The 17,835-nt window shown below is 71.4% G+C and carries 16 protein-coding genes and 1 pseudogene; 5 read left to right on the plus strand and 12 right to left on the minus strand.

Going from position 1 to position 17,835, the window contains the following annotated elements; translation table 11 throughout:
- From ACXAHD_RS25510 to ACXAHD_RS25525, 4 genes and pseudogenes are all read right to left on the minus strand, one after another.
- Positions 1–196: pseudogene (locus ACXAHD_RS25510) on the minus strand (peptidase S1); the annotation flags it as partial.
- Between the two features lie 48 nt (positions 197–244).
- Positions 245–1,207, minus strand: coding sequence for a VWA domain-containing protein (locus ACXAHD_RS25515; protein WP_281553822.1), 963 nt, complete (start codon positions 1,205–1,207; stop codon positions 245–247).
- Positions 1,204–2,211, minus strand: a complete 1,008-nt coding sequence (locus tag ACXAHD_RS25520) for a DUF58 domain-containing protein (protein ID WP_281553821.1) — start codon at positions 2,209–2,211, stop codon at positions 1,204–1,206. Before ACXAHD_RS25520 ends, ACXAHD_RS25515 begins: the two co-directional genes overlap by 4 nt.
- On the minus strand, positions 2,208–3,254 hold the full coding sequence (locus tag ACXAHD_RS25525) for an AAA family ATPase (protein ID WP_348650097.1): 1,047 nt from the start codon (positions 3,252–3,254) through the stop codon (positions 2,208–2,210). The genes ACXAHD_RS25520 and ACXAHD_RS25525 overlap by 4 nt, the downstream gene beginning before the upstream one ends.
- 206 nt (positions 3,255–3,460) lie before the next feature.
- Here ACXAHD_RS25525 and ACXAHD_RS25530 point away from each other — a divergent pair, with 206 nt between their 5' ends.
- Positions 3,461–4,468 (plus strand): endonuclease/exonuclease/phosphatase family protein, encoded by a 1,008-nt coding sequence (locus ACXAHD_RS25530; RefSeq protein WP_475053720.1) that lies wholly within the window; start codon positions 3,461–3,463, stop codon positions 4,466–4,468.
- Between the two features lie 55 nt (positions 4,469–4,523).
- Here ACXAHD_RS25530 and cimA read toward each other — a convergent pair whose 3' ends face one another.
- A complete protein-coding gene (cimA, locus tag ACXAHD_RS25535; protein ID WP_281553819.1) occupies positions 4,524–6,128 on the minus strand; it encodes a citramalate synthase in 1,605 nt (534 codons plus the stop codon).
- Between the two features lie 336 nt (positions 6,129–6,464).
- On the opposite strand from cimA, the gene ACXAHD_RS25540 reads away from it, so the two are divergent.
- A complete protein-coding gene (locus ACXAHD_RS25540) occupies positions 6,465–6,926 on the plus strand; it encodes a PRC-barrel domain containing protein (protein ID WP_475053722.1) in 462 nt (153 codons plus the stop codon).
- 19 nt (positions 6,927–6,945) lie between these two features.
- Positions 6,946–7,764, plus strand: coding sequence for a tyrosine-protein phosphatase (locus ACXAHD_RS25545; protein WP_475053733.1), 819 nt, complete (start codon positions 6,946–6,948; stop codon positions 7,762–7,764).
- A 52-nt stretch (positions 7,765–7,816) separates the two neighbouring features.
- On the opposite strand, the gene ACXAHD_RS25550 is transcribed toward ACXAHD_RS25545, so the two are convergent.
- Positions 7,817–8,914 (minus strand): branched-chain amino acid aminotransferase, encoded by a 1,098-nt coding sequence (locus ACXAHD_RS25550; RefSeq protein WP_281555490.1) that lies wholly within the window; start codon positions 8,912–8,914, stop codon positions 7,817–7,819.
- Between the two features lie 354 nt (positions 8,915–9,268).
- Entirely contained in the window at positions 9,269–10,300 is a 1,032-nt protein-coding gene (locus ACXAHD_RS25555; protein ID WP_289213542.1) for a 3-isopropylmalate dehydrogenase, read from the minus strand.
- 219 nt (positions 10,301–10,519) lie between these two features.
- On the opposite strand from ACXAHD_RS25555, the gene ACXAHD_RS25560 reads away from it, so the two are divergent.
- Positions 10,520–11,443 carry an FAD:protein FMN transferase gene (locus ACXAHD_RS25560; protein WP_281553816.1) on the plus strand — a complete coding sequence of 308 codons (924 nt, stop codon included), beginning with the start codon at positions 10,520–10,522 and terminating at the stop codon, positions 11,441–11,443.
- Between the two features lie 246 nt (positions 11,444–11,689).
- Positions 11,690–12,058 carry a hypothetical protein gene (locus tag ACXAHD_RS25565; protein ID WP_278167706.1) on the plus strand — a complete coding sequence of 123 codons (369 nt, stop codon included), beginning with the start codon at positions 11,690–11,692 and terminating at the stop codon, positions 12,056–12,058.
- A 63-nt stretch (positions 12,059–12,121) separates the two neighbouring features.
- On the opposite strand, the gene serA is transcribed toward ACXAHD_RS25565, so the two are convergent.
- The 5 genes from serA to ACXAHD_RS25590 all read right to left on the minus strand — a co-directional run.
- Positions 12,122–13,720: a phosphoglycerate dehydrogenase gene (gene serA, locus ACXAHD_RS25570; protein WP_281553815.1), complete on the minus strand. Its 1,599-nt coding sequence runs from the start codon at positions 13,718–13,720 to the stop codon at positions 12,122–12,124.
- A 268-nt stretch (positions 13,721–13,988) separates the two neighbouring features.
- Positions 13,989–15,251 (minus strand): mannosyl-3-phosphoglycerate synthase, encoded by a 1,263-nt coding sequence (mpgS, locus tag ACXAHD_RS25575; protein ID WP_475053725.1) that lies wholly within the window; start codon positions 15,249–15,251, stop codon positions 13,989–13,991.
- A gap of 150 nt (positions 15,252–15,401) precedes the next feature.
- Positions 15,402–16,622, minus strand: a complete 1,221-nt coding sequence (gene ilvC, locus ACXAHD_RS25580; protein WP_475053738.1) for a ketol-acid reductoisomerase — start codon at positions 16,620–16,622, stop codon at positions 15,402–15,404.
- Positions 16,519–17,034: an acetolactate synthase small subunit gene (gene ilvN, locus ACXAHD_RS25585; RefSeq protein WP_281553812.1), complete on the minus strand. Its 516-nt coding sequence runs from the start codon at positions 17,032–17,034 to the stop codon at positions 16,519–16,521. The genes ilvC and ilvN overlap by 104 nt, the downstream gene beginning before the upstream one ends.
- Before the next feature lie 49 nt (positions 17,035–17,083).
- The coding region (locus ACXAHD_RS25590; RefSeq protein WP_475053730.1) for a thiamine pyrophosphate-dependent enzyme at positions 17,084–17,835 on the minus strand (752 nt) is incomplete at its 5' end.

Below are 17,835 nucleotides of genomic sequence, written 5' to 3' on the forward strand. Positions count from 1 at the left end.
CCACCGCGCCGGCCAGCCCGCCGGACGCCGCCGACAGGGTGAGCACCGCGGCGACGGTCAGCAGCCGGCGGCGCCACCGTCGCGGCGGGGTCGGTGCCGGCGGTACGGCGGAGCCGTCCAGCCCCGGCCAGCGGTCCGCGTCCGGCGAGACGAACCACGGGCCACGCGGCTCGCCCAGCCCGGTGGGCACAGTCATCGGCTCCTCCTCAGGTCCAGGTCGGGTCTCGCGGGGGGGTGACGCGGGTCAGGGCAGCCGGGAGAACCACAACAGCGAGGTCCCGGCGGCAGCCACGGCGAGCAGCAGACCGAATCCGATGAACCGGGCCGACACGTCGGCCAGCTCCAGCCGGTAGCCGACCGAGGTGCCGATGTCGGCGTACACGGCACTCAACTGGCTGCTGCTGGCCGCCTCGTGGTAGGCACCGCCGGTCAACTCGGCCACCGCTTCGAGGTTCTCGCCGTCCACCGGCACCCGCAGCGGCCGGCCGCCGCCGTAGTCGATGTAGCCGGCGGCGGTCCCGACCGAGATGGTGTCGATCGGGATCCCGGCCTCCACCGCCTCGGCCGCCGCCGATTCCGGCGACCGCCCGGACGTGTTCGCCCCGTCGGACAGCAGCACGATCCGCGCCGGTGGGATCTCCTCGGCGGCCTGCGCGTCCAGCGACCGGATCGCCTCCAGCGACGTCTTGATCGCCTCGCCGATGGCGGTGCCCTGGGCCCCGGTGATCCCTTCGGCGAGCCGGTCGATGCCGGCTCCCAGCGCCTCCCGGTCGGTACCCGGCCCGACCAGCACCGAGGCGTTGCCGGCGAACGCCACCAGGCCGACGTTGAACTGCGCCGGCAGATCGCCGACGAACTCGTGCGCCGACCGTTTCGCCGCGCCGAGCCGATCCGGCCGTACGTCGTTGGCCAGCATCGAGGTGGACACGTCCACCGCGACCATCACCGTGGCTCGTTCCCGGGGCACCCGGACCTCGTCCATCGGCCGGGCGAACCCGGCCACCAGCAACGCCAGCATCGCCAGGAACAGGCCGGCCGGCAGGTGCCGACGCCAGGCCGGACGCTGCGGCGCCACCCGGTCCAGCAGCCGCAGGTTGGTGAACCGAACCGCGTACCGGGCACCGCGCCGCTGCATCAGCAGATAGCCGCCGGCCAGCGCGGCAACCGCGGCGAGCAGCCACAGCCGCTCCGGGGACTGCCACGTCATCGGTCTCCTCCTGCCGGTACCGGGGCGGGGCGGGCCGGCGGGCAGCCGGCCAGTTGCCGTTGGCGGTGCACGTGCCGGACTATGTCGGCCACCCAGTCCCGGTCGGTACGCAGCGCCAGATGGGCCGCGCCGGACCGGCGGATCGCCCCGGCCACCTGGCCACGCTGCTCGGCGGCGGCCTCGGCGTACCGTCGCCGCAGGTCCCGGCTGGCGGTGCTGATCTCCCGCCGACGGCCGGTCTCCGGGTCCTCGACGGTGATCACCCCGACGTCGGGCAGGTCGAGTTCCCGGGGGTCGGTGACCTCGATCGCCAGCACCTGGTGCCCGGCGGCGAGCCGGCGCAGCGGCCGTTCCCAGTCCGGCCGGTCGGCCGGGTCGTCCGGCAGTCCGTCGAGGAAGTCGGAGACCACCACCGCCAGCCCGCGCCGGGTGGCCGCCCGCCGGAGCCCGTCGATCCCGTCGGCCAGCGGCGGCGGCGCGTCCCGGCCGGACCGGTCGGCCGGTACGCGGGGCGCCGCGAGCAGCGCACGGAGCAGGTGCAGCAGATGGTCCCGGCCGGTGCGGGCCGGGAACCGGCGGATGCCGCCCGCCCCGATCAGCTGCGCCCCGACCGCGTTGCCGGTGCCGGCGGTCAGGAAGCCGACCGCGGCGACCGCCGCCACCGCCAGTTCCCGCTTCTCCAGCTCACCGGTGCCGAAGTCCATGCTGGCCGTCCCGTCGACCAGCAGCCAGCAGGTCAGCTCCCGGTCGGCGTCGACCTCGCGGACGTGCGGCACGGTGGTCCGGGCGGTGACCGCCCAGTCCATCCGGCGTACCTCGTCCTCGCCGGGCCGGTACTCCCGGCTGCCGGCGGGTTCGCTGCCGGCGCCGGGCAGCAGACCCAGGTGCTGCCCGTGCAGCAGGCCGTCCAGCCGCCGGGTCACGGTCAGCTCCAGCCGGCGCAGCGGGTCCGGTGGGGTCAGCTCCGGCAGGGTGGCCGGGCCGGGCGGGCAGTCGCCAGTCACGCGACGGCCGCCAGTCCGGGTCGCTGGTCGTGGGCCGGCGCGATCCGCGGCGGCGGGACCACCTGGATCAGCCGGCGGACGATCGACCCGGCGTCGACGCCGTCCGCGACCGCGTCGAAGGAGAGCACCAGCCGGTGGGCGAGCACGTCGGTGGCGAGTTCCCGGACGTCCTCGGGCAGCACGTAGTCGCGGCCGCGCAGCAGTGCCAGGCCCCGGGCGGCGGCGACCAGACCGAGGGTGGCGCGCGGGCTGGCACCGTACGCCAGCAGCCCGGTCAGCTCCGGCAGCCCGAACAGTTGCGGGCGGCGGGTGGCCAGCACCAGCCGGACGATGTACTCGGCGAGCGCGTGGTGGACGAACACCTCCCGGGCCTGCTGCTGCATCGCGCACAGGGTGGCCGCGTCCAGCACCTGGCGGGGCTGCGGGCGGTCCACCCCCATCCGGTAGAGGATGCCGAGCTCCTCCTCGTCGGTCGGGTAGTCGACCACGACCTTCATCAGGAACCGGTCCCGTTGCGCCTCCGGAAGCTGGTAGACGCCTTCGGACTCGATCGGGTTCTGGGTGGCCAGTACCAGGAACGGGTCCGGCACCGGGTAGCTGCGGCCGCCGATCGAGACCTGCCGCTCGGCCATCGCCTCGAGCAGCGCCGACTGCACCTTGGCCGGCGCCCGGTTGATCTCGTCGGCGAGCACCAGGTTGGCCATCACCGGCCCGAGTTCGACGTCGAACGACTCGGTCGACGCCCGGTAGATCCGGGTGCCGACGATGTCGGAGGGCACCAGGTCGGGGGTGAACTGGATCCGGGAGAAGCTGCCGCCGACGGCGACCGCGAGGGTCTGCGCCGCGAGGGTCTTGGCGATCCCCGGTACGCCCTCCAGCAGGCAGTGTCCGTTGGCGAGCAACGCGGTGAGTAGCCGCTCGACCAGCCTGTCCTGCCCGACGATCACCCGTTTGACCTCGAACAGCGTCTGCTCCAGTGCGGCCGCGGCCGGAGCGGCGTCGGCTGGCTGTTCCGTACTGACTTGTGGCTCGGTCGTCGTCATCGCACCGTCCTTGACGCTGGTCGCCAATCGCCGGTCGGCCCCGACGGTGCGGGGCCACTGCGGCGCCGGCGCAGGGGTGCCCCGGATCGGGCCGTTCTAACGCCGGGATCCGTCGCCGACCGGGTGATTGACCGGCCGGGGTGGTAGGACCGACACCGAACCGGGGTGGCAGGTCCGACGCCGGTCACACCGGATACCGTTCCGGCGTGACCGCGCCGCAGACCAGTTCCACCCCGCAGCCCCCGGCCAGCACCAGGCGCCGCCCGGCCGGTTGGCTGGTGTGGCCGGTGGTGCTGCCGGGGCTGCTCTGGGCGGTGCTGCGGCTGGCCGGCTGGGAGTCCGGCCCGCTGGTGCAGCTGCTCGCGTTCACCCCGTACGTGGCGGCCTGGACGGTTGTCCCGCTGGCGGTGGCGGTCTGGTCCCGGCGGTGGTGGGCCAGCGGTGCCGCGCTGCTGGCGGTGGTGTCGTTGGCCGTCGCGGTGCTGCCCCGGGCGGTGCCGGACGGCGGCCGGACCGCGACCGCCGCCGACGGGGTCACGGTCCGGGTCGCCACGGCCAACCTGCTGGCCGGGGCGGCGGACCTGACGGTGCTGATGGAGTTGCTGCGCCGGGAGCGGGTGGACGTGCTGGCGATGCAGGAGTTCACTCCGGCGGCCGAGGCCGAGCTGGACCGGCTCGGCGTCGGCGACCTGTTGCCGTACCGCCGGGCCGATCCGGAGGTGGGGACCACCGGGTCGGCGGTCTACGCGCGCTGGCCGGTCACCGACGACGGGGTGCGGCGCAACGTGGGCGGCTTCGCCCAGTCGTACGGCACGGTCCGCCCGCCGGGCAGCGGGCCGGTACGGGTCGAGTCGGCGCACCCGATGGCGCCGTTCGCGCTGCACACCCTGTCGTCGTGGCGGGCCGACCTGGCCGGACAGCCCCGCCCCGACCCGCAGGGCCCGCCGCGAATCCTGGCCGGCGACTTCAACGCCACCCTGGACCACGCGGCGCTGCGCCGGCTGATCGCGGCAGGCTACGTCGACGCCGCCGACGCGACCGGCGACGGGCTGGTCGGCACCTGGGGGCCGTACGACGGTAGCCCGATCCCGCCGGTGACGCTGGACCGGGTGCTGGTGGACGACCGGATCGGGGTGCGGTCGGTGACCGTGCACCGGGTGCCCGGCAGCGACCACCGGATGGTCGTCGCCGGGCTGGTGCTGCCGGCCGCTTGACCTGGACCGCCCGCCCGGGGCCAGGGCAGGTCACCGGTGGCCCCGGGCCGGCAGGTCAGACGCCAGTGGTGGTCCGGCTGCGGGCCAGTCCGTAGGTGAGCGCGTCGACCAGGGCGTGCCAGCTGGCCTCGACCACGTTCTCGTGCACCCCGACGGTGGTCCAGTCCCGGGCGTTGCCGTCGACCGTCTCCACCAGCACCCGGGTGATCGCCCCGGTGCCCTGGCTGCCTTCCAGGATCCGCACCTTGTAGTCGGCCAACCGGAAGTCGGCCAGGTCCGGGTAGTGGCTGCGCAGCGCCACCCGCAACGCCTCGTCGAGGGCGTTGACCGGGCCGTTGCCCTCGGCGGTGGCGATCACCCGCTCGCCGCGTACCCGGACCTTGACGGTGGCCTCGGAGACCACCGCGCCGTCCTCGCGGTGCTCCACCAGCACCCGGTAGGACTCCAGGGCGAACGGCCGGGTGGTGACGGCACCGGTGTCGGCCGCCAACTCGGAGCGGACCAGCAGCTCGAACGAGGCGTCGGCGGCTTCGAAGGACCAGCCGCCGGCCTCCAGCTCCTTGACCCGCTTGGTGACCCGGGACAGCGCGTCCGGATGGCCGGCCAGGTCGACACCGAGTTCACGACTCTTCAACTCGATGCTGGCCCGGCCGGCCATCTCGGTCACCAGGATCCGCATGTCGTTGCCGACAACCGACGGGTCGACGTGGTTGTACAGCAACGGATCCACTTTGATCGCACTCGCGTGCAGCCCCGCCTTGTGGGCGAAGGCGGCGGCCCCGACGTAGGCCTGGTGGGTGTCGGGGGCGATGTTGGCGATCTCGGCGATGGCGTGCGAGACGCGCACCATCTGTTCCAGGCAGCCGTCCGGTAGGACCGGCAGCCCGAGCTTGAGTTGCAGGTTGGCGACGACGGCGAACAGGTCGGCGTTGCCGGGGCGTTCGCCGTACCCGTTGGCGGTGCCCTGGAAGTGCCGGACGCCCGCCTCGACGGCGGCGATGGTGTTGGCCACCGCGCAGGAGGTGTCGTTCTGGCAGTGGATGCCGAGCCGGTCGGCGCTCAGCCCGGTCCGGTCGACCAGATCGGCGATCGCCGCGCCGATCTGTGACGGCAGCATCCCGCCATTGGTGTCGCACATCACCACGACCTCGGCGCCGGCGGCGGCCGCCGCGCTGACCACCGAGGCGGTGTACGCCGGGTCGTGCCGGAAGCCGTCGAAGAAGTGTTCGCAGTCGAGGAAGACCCGCCGGCCCTCGGCGACGAAGTGCGCGACCGTGTCGGTGACCATCGCCAGGTTCTCCGCGCCGGTGGTGCGCAGCGCCCGTTCGACGTGCCGGATGTCGGACTTGGCGACCAGGCAGACCGCTGGTGTCTCGGCGTCGAGCAGGGCCCGTACCTGCGGATCGTCGGCGACCTTGACGCCGGCCTTGCGGGTGGCACCGAACGCGACGAGTACGGCGTGCCGCAGATCGAGTTCGGTGCGGGCTCTGCGGAAGAACTCGGTGTCCTTCGGCATCGCGCCGGGCCAGCCGCCCTCGATGAAGCCGACGCCGAAGTCGTCCAGCAGCCGCGCGACGGCGAGTTTGTCGACCACCGAGTAGCTGATGCCCTCACGCTGCGCACCGTCGCGCAGAGTCGTGTCATAGACCTGGAAAGTCATCTCGATCCTTTCGACGGACGTCCCGTACCACCCGCTGCTCGCGCCGGGCCGTCCCCACCCGCTCGTCCGGCCGACCTCGTACGGCCAACAAAAAGACCCCCCGCGGATGCGGGAGGTCTGCGCGCTCGGCGGACGGTTGCCGGGCGCGCTAGCTGCCAATAATGAGTACGAGGCGAGTCACGCAGGGTACTTTGCCACCGACCGCGCCCGGACCGGTAGTCGAATCCACATCGCGGGACAGTGGGACCGCCCGAGGTCAGGTGTACCGATCGAGCGCCATGGGTATTCCTGGGACGACGACGCAGTCAGTTCCGCCGAGCGAAGGAGTGACCTCCGATGGACAGGCTCGATCCGCAACACACCGCACTGACGGGGCCGGCCGGTGGTCAGGGTGACGTCGTGGGCGGCACCCCGGCCGGCACGTTCGACCCGTGGCGCTACCGCGACGACGCGGGGGTCGACGGCGCCAACCTGGCCGGCTACCACGTCGAGGCGACCGACGGCGGCATCGGCAAGATCGACTCCGCCACCGAAGAGGTGGACGGCAGCCATCTGGTGGTCGACACCGGGCCGTGGATCTTCGGCCGGAAGGTGATGCTGCCGGCCGGGGTGGTCAACCACGTCGACCACGACGAACAGAAGGTCTACGTCGACCGCGACAAGAGCCAGATCAAGGACGCCCCCGAGTACGACGGGACCAGCTCGACAGATCCGGCGTACCGCGACAAGCTGAGCGCCTACTACGGCGGTGCCACCGGCACCCCGGTCCCGCCGATGGCGCCGGGCCGGATCATGTGACCCGGTGACGACCCACCCGGTGCGGGTGGCCGGTGCGGGTGGCACCGGCTACCCGCACCGTTTACCGGTGTCGGTCGGGCTGGCTACCGTAGGATCCATGACTGCCGCCGCCACCCGCTCGTTGGCCTTCGCGACCATGTTCAACTTCCGCGACATCGGGGGCTACCCGGGGCTCGACGGCCGTACGGTCCGCTGGCAGCGGATCTACCGGGCCGACTCGCCGCACCGGCTCGACGCCGACGACGCGGCGGCGTTCGACGCGCTCGGCGTACGGACCGTGATCGACCTGCGCCGGCCGCACGAGGTCGAGACGTACGGACGGATCCCGCCAGCGGACGGCTTCGAATACCACAACATCCACCTACGGCACCAGGACTGGGGCGAGATCCCCTACCAGCCGGATCAGGGTGCCGCCCGCTACCTGGCCGACCGCTACCACGATCTGACCGAGCAGGCCGCGGATGGCTTCGTCGCGGCGATCTCGCTGCTGGCCGAGGCACGGACCGCACCGGCGGTGGTGCACTGCATGGCCGGCAAGGACCGCACCGGGCTGGTCTGCGCGATGACGCTGTCCCTGCTCGGGGTCCGGGATTCGGTGATCGCCGAGGACTACGCGTTGAGCAACGCCGGCAGCGAACGGCTGCTCGCCTGGCTGCGTACCCAGGCCGGCAACGACCATCTGGTGCCGGTGCCGTTCTTCTCCTGCCCGGCCGAGGCGATGCAGACGTTCCTCACCGAGCTGCGGCAGCGGCACGGCTCGGTTGAGGGGTACCTGCGCGCAGCCGGGCTGCCCGCAGACCGGATCACGGCGTTGCGCGACCACCTGTTGACCCAGTGACCGGATGACGTGGTGACCGGGCCGGGGCCCGGTCACCACGTCACGGCGCTGCTCAGAACACCCGGTGCACCCAGCCGTCCGGGTCGGCGCCCCGGCCCCGCTGCAGGTCGACCAGGCTCTGCCGCAGCGCCATGGTGACCTCCCCCGGCCCGCCGTCGGCCACGGTGAACTCGCCGTCGGCCGAGCGGACCCGGCCGATCGGCGTGATCACCGCGGCGGTGCCGCAGGCGAACGCCTCACGCAATCTGCCGCTGGCCGCGTCGGCCTGCCACTGGGCCAGGCTGACCGGCTGTTCCACGACCTGGTGACCGGCCCGGCGGGCCAGGGTGATCACCGACTCGCGGGTGATGCCCGGCAGGATCGCGCCGGTCAGCGGCGGGGTGACCAGCGAACCGTCGTCGTAGACGAAGAAGACGTTCATGCCGCCGAGTTCGTCGACGTACTGCCGTTGCACCGCGTCGAGGAAGACCACCTGGTCGCAGCCGTGCTCGATCGCCTCTGCCTGGGCCACCAGCGAGGCGGCGTAGTTGCCCCCGCACTTCGCGGCCCCGGTACCGCCCGGGGCGGCCCGGGTGTAGACCGAGGACGCCCAGACCGTCACCGGTTTGACGCCGCCGGAGAAGTAGGAACCGACCGGTGAGGCGATCACCGCGTAGAGGTACTCGCGGGCCGGCCGGACACCGAGGAAGACCTCACTGGCGAACATGAACGGTCGCAGGTAGAGGCTGCCGTCGTCACCGGCGGGAATCCACTGTCGATCAATCGTGATCAGGTGCCGCAGCGAGTCGAGGAAGACCTGCTCCGGCAGGGCCGGCATCGCCATCCGGGCACCGGAGGCGATGAACCGCGCCGCGTTGGCGTCCGGGCGGAACAGGGTCACTCCCCCGTCCGCAGCGTGGTAGGCCTTCAGTCCTTCGAAGATTTCCTGGGCGTAGTGCAGCACCGCGGTCGCCGGATCCATCGGGATCGGCGCCCGTGGCTCCACCCGGGCGTCGTACCAGCCCTTGCCCTCGGCGTACCGGACGGTGACCATGTGGTCGGTGAAGATCTGACCGAACCCGGGATTGGCCAGCAGCGCGGCGCGTTCCGCGTCGGCTACCGGGTGTGGATTCGGACGGATCTCGAATTCGAGTTTGTCACCGCCGATCATCGGGCTGACCTCCATGGCGAGAAAGCGACGAAGCTGTGTGTCATGCAACTTACCCCGAACGTTCGTTCAGCGGGAACCGGCACGACGGCCGGTAGGTCCGCCACCTGGTGATTGGCCGTCGGCGGTGGCGTCGACGGCCGAGGTACGTCGGCGCGCCGACCGGCACGGGGCACCCGGATCGATCCGCGCATCGGCGCGTGAATCGACGGAGGCCGTACCGGTCGGGCTCGACGGAGGACGGCGCGGATCCGGCCGCCGACGCGCGTGACGTGGGCGGACACCGGTCCGCACGGCCGGTGCGCGGTGTGGCAACGGCGAGGCTCGACCGGCGGTACGCGGGTCGAGCGGTTGGGCTCAGCCCACCGCGTGAGCGGCCAGCCGATCGCCGATCTCGGCGGTACGCAGCGTGGCTCCCGGAGCGCGGGAGGCCAACTCGGCCGCGACCGCCCTGGCTACTCGCTCGGCCGATTCGGGGTGACCGAGGTGGTCGAGCAGTAGCGACGCGGACAGCACGGCGGCCACCGGGTCGGCGACGCCCTTGCCAGCGATGTCCGGCGCGGAGCCGTGCACCGGCTCGAACATCGACGGGTAGCGGCGTTCCGGGTTGATGCAGCCGCTGGCCGCCAGTCCGATGCCGCCGGTCACGGCAGCGGCGATGTCGGTCAGGATGTCACCGAACAGGTTGTCGGTGACCACCACGTCGTAGCGCTGGGGCTGGGTGACCATGAACATGGCCGCGGCGTCGACGTGCTGGTACTCGGTCTCGATGTCCGGGAAGTCGGCCTTGACGGCGGCGAAGGTCCGCGACCACAGCGACCCGGCGTGGGTCAGCACGTTGGTCTTGTGCACCAGGGTGACCTTGCGCCGCTCCCGGCGCGCGGCGCGGGTGAAGGCGTCCCGGATCACCCGCTCCACCCCGTGCCGGGTGTTGAGGCTCTCCTCGGTGGCGACCTCGGCGGGGGTGTCGCGGTGCATCGTGCCGCCGGCCCCGGTGTAGAGGCCCTCGGTGCCCTCGCGAACCACGACGAAGTCGATCTCGCCCGGCTTGACGCCCCCGAGCGGGCTGGCGGTGCCGGGCCAGAGCCGGGACGGACGCAGGTTGACGTACTGGTCGAAGGCGAACCGCAGCTTGAGCAGCAGGCCGCGCTCCAGTACTCCGGGCGGGACGCTGGGGTCGCCGACCGCGCCGAGCAGGATGGCGTCGTGACCGGCGAGTTCGTCCAGTACCGAGTCGGGCAGCACCTCGCCGGTGCGGTGGTAGCGGGCGGCGCCGAGGTCGTACTCGGTCGCCTCGACGCCGGGCAGCACCGCGTCGATGACCTTCCGGGCCTGCGCGGTCACCTCGGATCCGATGCCGTCGCCGGCCACGACCGCGATCCGCGCCATCGCCACGTCAACTCCCTCGTCTGCTCCGTCGACCGCCTAGCGCACGTTAAGCGATCGTCCCGGAAATCGGTACGTCGGTCCCAGGATACGGACGTTACCCGCTGGTCGAGGAGTCCCGCGCCGCCCAGGGGGCACACAGCCGGGCTTAACACCATACTTACCTCGGACGGCTACTGTAGGTGAAGACCGGATCCGGGCACCGGCGAAGGAGAATCGACGATGCTGGCGTACCGCGCCGCCCAGCCGGAACCGCCCGATCTGCGGATCGGTCCGACGCCGGGAGCCGGCGCCCCGACCGGGTCGTCCGGCACCGCCACGGCGACGGACGGCAACCGCCCGGCCGGCCAGCTGGTCGCCCGGCACACCGTCGCCACGTCCACCACCGAGTACCAGCTCGTTCTGGTGGGCAGCGAACGGATCGGCCGGCGTGGGCTGAGCGAGGCGATCGGCGACGCGGTCGCGGAGCTGCGGGCGATCGACGTGACGTACAGTCCGCTGCGGCCGAACAGTCTGGTTTCGCTGCTGCGCCGGGGTGAGGTCGCGGCCGAGGTCTATCCGCCGCTGGCCGATATCGTGCACCGGTGCGAGGCGATGCGGGTGGCCACCGAGGGCTGGTTCGACCCGTGGGCGGTGCCCGGTGGGTTCGACCCGGCCGGCATGATCAAGGGCTGGGCCATCGAGCGGGCCGCTGGTCGGTTGCGCGCCGCCGGAATCACCGAATACGCCGTGGTCAGCGGCGGTGATCTGGTGGTACGCGGACGCGCCCCGCACGGCGGACCGTGGCGGATCGCCCTGCAGCAGCCGCTGTCCGCAGACACCGGCGACGGCCCGGCCGGCGCCACGCCGGGCAGCCAGCCGACCACCGTGACCATGGTGGACGGAGCGATCGGGACCAGCGGACTGACCGCCGGCAGCCGAAAGGTCGTCGACCCGCACACCGGGGCCGTAGTGGAGCGGGACAGCGCCGCCATGGTGATCGGCGCGGACCTCGCGGTGGCCGACGGCTACGCGACCGCGCTGTTCGCCGCCGGACCCGCCGGCCGCGACTGGTTTCCTACAGTGGACGGATACCACGTACTGGACCTGGTCGGCGAAAGAAGATCGCCCCCTGGCGCGGCCCACCCCCGTGATCTCGGCAAATGACCACGGGAGCGGGCCGGCGACACGTGCGCTCAGCTCGCGCACCGGGGGTGCAGTCACCCGGGAGACCACGGCCCGGCCGGAACGTCACCCGAAGACGCGACCGGCGCCGGAGCAACTCCTGAGCAACCGCACCGCCACGCTATCGATTCCGCACAACCGGGCGCAAGGTTCCAATTCCTCTGACATTGCTTGTCGGCCACGGCACTGGGTGGAATGATCCCCCTGATGGATGGCACGCTGTGCGGCGTGACATTCGATCTAGTCGTATGGGCGTTGGACGATCAGTCCACCTCGGCGGACGTACACGCCGCACACGAACTGTGCCGGCAGGGTGAGCACGCCGACGGTGCGACCGACCGCCGGATCACGTCCTTCCACGCCGCGCTGACCGCCAGTTACCCGGATCAAGGTGCCGCTTCCACCACAGAAGACTGCCCCTGGGCAAAGGTCCCATTACATACCGCAACCGACCACGTCGAGATGAACCTGCGTCAGACCTGCGCCGACGAGGTGCTGCTCACCATCGAACGGCTGGCTCAGGAACACGATCTGCTGCTGCTCGACCCGCAGGACGGCTCGGTCTACCCGCCGCCGGCCAGCGCGTCGACCCGCTGAGCGGGCGGCGGTTCGGGGACGAGGGTCCCCGAACCGCCGAAGTCGGACGACACGTCCGGCGGGTCACTCCTCGCGAAGGTCCACCGCGCTGGCCGCGGTCGCCCCGATCGAGCTGGCGGCATTGTGCAGCGACTCCGCGCCGACGGCGGAGTCGACGGTGAGGGTCATCAGCGCCTCGCCACCGGCGGACCGCCGAGCCACCTGCATGGCGGCGATGTTGACACTGGACTCGCCGAGGATCGAGCCGATCGTCCCGACCACGCCCGGCCGGTCGGCGTACCGGAAGAAGAGCAGGATGCCCTCGGCGGACAGCTCGAGGTCGAAGCCGTCGACCTCGGTCAGCCGGACCACGTCCCGCCCGGCGGACTGCACCACGGTGCCGGAGACACTTGCCGTACCGCCGTCGGGCAGCACCCCCCGGACGGTGACCAGGTTGGGCTGGTCGACGGTGTCCGGGTGGGTGACCAGCTCCACCTCGACGCCCCGGTCGGCGGCCAGGTGCGGCGCGTTGACGTAGGTGACCTGCTCCTCGACCACCGAGCTGAACAGCCCCTTGGTGGCGGCCAGCTTGAGCACCGACACCTCGTTGCCGACGACCTCGCCGCGGACCTCGACGGTGACGCTGGCCGCGACCACCCCGGCCACCGCGGTGAACACCTTGCCGAGCTTCTCGGCCAGCGGCAGCAGCGGCCGGACATCCTCGGCGACCACCCCGCCGGCCTGCACGTTCACCGCGTCGGGAACGAACTCGCCCTGCAGCGCGAGCTTGACGCTGCGGGCCACGGCCAGACCCGCCTTGTCCTGCGCCTCGGCGGTCGAGGCCCCCAGGTGCGGGGTGGCGACGACGTTGTCGAAGGCGAACAGCGGCGACGAGGTGCACGGCTCCTTCGCGTACACGTCGACGCCGGCACCACCGACCCGGCCCTCGGCCAACGCATCGGCCAGCGCCTGCTCGTCGACGAGGCCGCCCCGGGCGGCGTTGACGATCCGGACCCCGGGCTTGACGATCGCCAGCTCCTTCTCGCCGATCAGGCCGAGCGTCTCCGGGGTCTTCGGCAGGTGGATCGAGATGAAGTCGCTCTCCCGGAGCAGCTCCTCCAGCCCGACCAGGCGAACCCCGAGCTGCGCCGCGCGGGCCGGCTGGATGTACGGGTCGTACGCGATCAGCCGGGTGCCGAACGCGGCGATCCGCTGCGCGAACAGCACGCCGATGCGGCCGAGCCCGACCACGCCGACGGTCTTGCCCTGCAGCTCGACGCCGGTGTACTTCGACCGTTTCCACTCGCCGGCCTTGAGCGCGGCGCTGGCGCTTGCGGTGTTGCGGGCCACCGCGAGCAGCAGGGCGATCGCCTGCTCAGCAGCGGAGACGATGTTGGAGGTGGGTGCGTTCACCACCATGACGCCTCGGGCGGTGGCGGCCGGCACCTCGACGTTGTCCAGGCCGACGCCGGCGCGGGCGACCACCTTCAGCTGGGGCGCGGCGGCCAACGCCTCGGCGTCGATCTGGGTGGCGCTGCGCACGATCACCGCGTGGGCGTCGGCGAGCGCGGCCAGCAGGGCGGGACGGTCCGTGCCGTCGACGTGGCGGACATCGAAGTCATGAGCGAGTACGTCGATTGCGGCGGGCGCGAGCTCTTCAGCGATCAGTACGACAGGATTCATTGGTCCTCAAAGTCGTCCGGGACGGGTATCGGCGGCGGTGGGGCGCCGCTCTGCGCCCTACGCTCCCCCGCCCGGGTGTCGCGCCGGCACGGAGGCGGCCTACCCGCGATCGTAGGCGCAGCCGTGGACGGCGCGGCTCAGGGCCGGGGGTGAGGGCCCTCACAAATCAGACCTAACACCCGCCCCCGGCCAACCGCCGCCGCACTCCGACCGCCGCCGGACCGTCAGCCGGCTGCCGCCGTACCCGTCAGCCCGCCCCGCCGGACCGTCAGCCGGCTGCCGCCGGACTGACCGGATGGCGGGGGATCCGGCTGCGGACGATGCCGCCGTCACCGATCTGCCGGAACGTGCCGGCCTCCGCCTCCAGGGTGTCGTAGAGCAGGTCGAAGGCGAGCGAACCGACCGGCGGATAGACCCGCTCGCGGGGCGGCTCGGCACCCGGCGACAACGCCCCCTGGTCGGTCATGAACTCGAGAATCGCCTCGCGGACCGCCGGCAGGCACACCGGGGAGTGGTACAGCACGTTGAGCGCCTGCATCCGCATGCCCTGGACGTGCTCCTCACCCTTGTTGTCGTGGAAGTGCGGGTTGCGGGTCTCCACCTGCAGCACCGGCACCGAATGCGCCATCACCTCGGGGCTGTCGGTGTCCAGGATGCCGCCGAAGCGTTCGAACAGGTCGACGTACTCGTACGGCTCGACGGCGAAACCGCCGGCCAGCCGCAGCCGCAGGCCGAGGTCGAGGCTGAGTGCGTGCTCGCCGGCGTTGCCGGTGGCGATCACCTCGGTGCCGAAGCCGGAGTACTCGGCGATCAGCCGGTTGAGGAATCCGTTGGTGATCTCCGAACTGCGGCCCCGGCGGCTGAAGAACAGTCGACCGTCGCGCAGCTTGGGCTTGGAGTGCCAGGAAATCCGGACCATCGAATACGGGCTGTCGGCCAGGTGCAGGCCAGCGGCGTACACCTTGCAGTATTCGTGGACCGCGCCGGGGACGTAGTTGTCGGCGTCCACGTAGCCGACGTACCGGCGCCCGGTGAGCGCGGCGACCGCCATGCCGATCAGCATCGCCTCGCCCTTGCCGGTGCGGATCAGCCCGCTCTCGTCGATCAGCTCCGGCATGCCGGCGGCTTTCATCGCCGCGGCCAGCCCTGGATCTCGTTGGTGCACGGTGACCGCCGGCCGGTCCGCCGACCGGCAGAACTGCTCAACGGTATGGGCCTCGATCTCATAACGGTCCACCGGCTGCCGGCCGCTGTTCGAGACGAGCACGATCAGACAGTCGTGCGGAATACCAGAGAGCACTCCTTCGATCACCCTGCGTGTTTCATTCATGCAGGGTATGACCACCACCATGTCCCGCTCGACAGCCCGGATGTCCTCCTGAGAGACCAGCCCACGGCCGCGGTCACCGGCGACATCCCCCGAGTCCAGCTCGATGACACGCTGAAGCTCATGGATGCGAACGGCCCCGAAGCGCTCCGTACGGTGCGATTGCTCCAGACGCATGCGGGGCACATTACCCGAGGCGGCCATTAACTACCTGTAACCGTAGGTCAATTATCGGCGTCGGAAACCGACTACCCGAAACCGACCCCAAGCCGCAATCTTCCGGTAACGAAACTCCGCCCGAGATAGGCGCAGAGCCCATCACCGATCACTGTCGGTGATGGGCTCTGTCCGGCGTCAGGCGGTCTCGGTGATCGGTCGGTCGACCCAGCTCATCATGCCGCGCAGCTTCCGCCCGGTCTCCTCGATCGGGTGCGCCGCGCCCTCGGCCCGCCACTTGGCGAAGTTCGGCCGGCCCGCGTCGTCCTCGGCGATCCACTCCCGGGCGAACTCCCCGGACTGCACCTCGGCGAGGATCTTGCGCATCTCCTCCTTGACCCTGGCGTCGACCACCCGTGGGCCACGGGAGTAGTCGCCGTACTCGGCGGTGTCCGACACGCTGTAGCGCATCCGGGCGACGCCGCCCTCGTACATCAGATCCACGATCAGCTTGAGCTCGTGCAGGCACTCGAAGTAGGCGATCTCCGGCGCGTAGCCGGCCTCGGTCAGCACTTCGAACCCGGTCTGCACCAGCGCCGACGCGCCGCCGCAGAGCACCGCCTGCTCACCGAACAGGTCGGTCTCGGTCTCCTCCTTGAAGGTGGTCTTGATCACGCCGGCCCGGGTGCCGCCGATCGCCTTGGCGTACGCCAGGGCGAGACCGAAGGCAGCACCGCTGGCGTCCTGCTCGACCGCGACCAGGCATGGCACGCCCTTGCCGTCGACGTACTGCCGACGGACCAGGTGCCCGGGGCCCTTCGGCGCCACCATCGCCACGTCCACATCGGCCGGCGGGGTGATGAACCCGTACCGGATGTTCAGCCCGTGGCCGAAGAAGAGCGCCTTGCCGGCGGTCAGGTTCGGTGCGATCGCCTCGGCGTAGAGCGACCGCTGCGCGGTGTCCGGGGCCAGCACCATGATCACGTCGGCCCAGGCCGAAGCCTCGGCTGGACCGAGGACCCGCAGCCCCTGCTCCTGTGCCTTGGCCCGGCTCTTGGAGCCCTCCGGCAGGCCGATCACGACGTCGACACCCGAGTCGCGCAGCGACAGCGCATGGGCGTGGCCCTGGCTGCCGTACCCCAGCACGGCGACCTTCCGCCCCTGGATGACGGTCAGGTCGGCGTCGTCGTCGTAGAACACCTCAGCGGTCATGACTTCCCTCTCGTGTGCCCGGCCACGGTGGCCGGCTTTTCCTCGGGCGGCAGCTGCCTGCCGCAGGTCATCAGGGCCGGCAGCCGATGCTGCCGGCCGGCGGTCAGGCGGCGCGCAGCGCCGGCCCGGTGGTGATCGACCGGGAGCCGCGCCCGATCGCGACCAGACCGGACTGCACCATCTCCTTGATGCCGAACGGTTCGAGATCGCGCAGCAACGCGTCCAGCTTGTCGGTCGTGCCGGTGGCCTCGACGGTGAGGGTGTCCGGTGCGACGTCCACCACCCGGGCGCGGAACAGGTTCACCGTCTCCAGCACCTGCGAGCGCATCGCCCGGTCCGCGCGGACCTTGACCAGCAGCAACTGGCGGGCGACCGACACCGCCGGATCGAGTTCCACGATCTTCAGTACGTTGACCAGCTTGTTCAGCTGCTTGGTCACCTGCTCCAGCGGCGACGAGTCGGCGTCGACGACGATGGTGACCCGGGAGACCTCGGGGTTCTCCGTTTCGCCGACCGCCAGTGAGTCGATGTTGAACCCGCGCCGGGAGAACAGGCCGGACACCCGGGCCAGCACCCCGGGCTTGTTCTCCACCAGCACGGAGAGCGTGTGCTTGGTCATTTCTTCCTCGTCATCATCGGATTGGCCGGGTCGTGACAGGTCGTCCTCGTCACAGGTCGTCCTCGTCGAAGGTGGGCCGGACGTCCCGGGCGAACATGATCTCATCGTTGCTGGTGCCGGCGGCGACCATCGGCCAGACCATGGCGTCCTTGCCGACCACGAAGTCGATCACGACCGGGACGTCGTTGATCTCCATTGCGGCGGCAATGGTCTTGTCCACGTCCGCGGCGTTTTCGCAGCGCAGCCCGACACAGCCGAGCGCCTCGGCCAGTTTGACGAAATCCGGGATGCGGTGCTTGTGGGTGCCCAGGTCGGTGTTGGAGTAGCGCTCGCCGTAGAACAGTGTCTGCCACTGCCGGACCATGCCCAGGTTGCCGTTGTTGATCAGCGCCACCTTGACCGGGATGCCCTCCAGGGCGCAGGTGGCCAGCTCCTGGTTGGTCATCTGGAAGCAGCCGTCGCCGTCGACCGCCCAGACCACCGTCTCCGGCTGGCCGACCTTGGCGCCCATCGCGGCCGGGACCGCGTACCCCATGGTGCCCAGGCCGCCGGAGTTGAGCCAGGTGTTCGGCTTCTCGTAGGAGATGAACTGGGAGGCCCACATCTGGTGCTGGCCGACGCCGGCGACGTAGATGGCGTCCGGTCCGGCCAGCTTGCCGAGCCGCTCGATCACGTACTGCGGGGACAGCGTGCCGTCGTCCGGCTCGTCGTAGCCCAGCGGGTAGCGTTGCCGCAGGTCGTCCAGCTGCGCCCACCAGTCGCTGCGGTCGCCGGCCGGGCCGGCGGGGCGCACCGCCGGGC

The organism is Micromonospora sp. ABR4_055 (assembly GCF_056160425.1).

Excerpts from the sequence above, each read along its gene's own strand:
- ACXAHD_RS25525 (WP_348650097.1), bottom strand. The coding sequence starts at position 3,254 with ATGACGACGACCGAGCCACAAGTCAGTACGGAACAGCCAGCCGACGCC.
- ACXAHD_RS25560 (WP_281553816.1), top strand. The coding sequence starts at position 10,520 with ATGCTGGCGTACCGCGCCGCCCAGCCGGAACCGCCCGATCTGCGGATC.
- ilvN (WP_281553812.1), bottom strand. The coding sequence starts at position 17,034 with ATGACCAAGCACACGCTCTCCGTGCTGGTGGAGAACAAGCCCGGGGTG.
- ACXAHD_RS25550 (WP_281555490.1), bottom strand. The coding sequence starts at position 8,914 with ATGATCGGCGGTGACAAACTCGAATTCGAGATCCGTCCGAATCCACAC.
- serA (WP_281553815.1), bottom strand. The coding sequence starts at position 13,720 with ATGAATCCTGTCGTACTGATCGCTGAAGAGCTCGCGCCCGCCGCAATC.
- ACXAHD_RS25555 (WP_289213542.1), bottom strand. The coding sequence starts at position 10,300 with ATGGCGCGGATCGCGGTCGTGGCCGGCGACGGCATCGGATCCGAGGTG.
- mpgS (WP_475053725.1), bottom strand. The coding sequence starts at position 15,251 with ATGGCCGCCTCGGGTAATGTGCCCCGCATGCGTCTGGAGCAATCGCAC.
- ACXAHD_RS25540 (WP_475053722.1), top strand. The coding sequence starts at position 6,465 with ATGGACAGGCTCGATCCGCAACACACCGCACTGACGGGGCCGGCCGGT.
- cimA (WP_281553819.1), bottom strand. The coding sequence starts at position 6,128 with ATGACTTTCCAGGTCTATGACACGACTCTGCGCGACGGTGCGCAGCGT.
- ACXAHD_RS25515 (WP_281553822.1), bottom strand. The coding sequence starts at position 1,207 with ATGACGTGGCAGTCCCCGGAGCGGCTGTGGCTGCTCGCCGCGGTTGCC.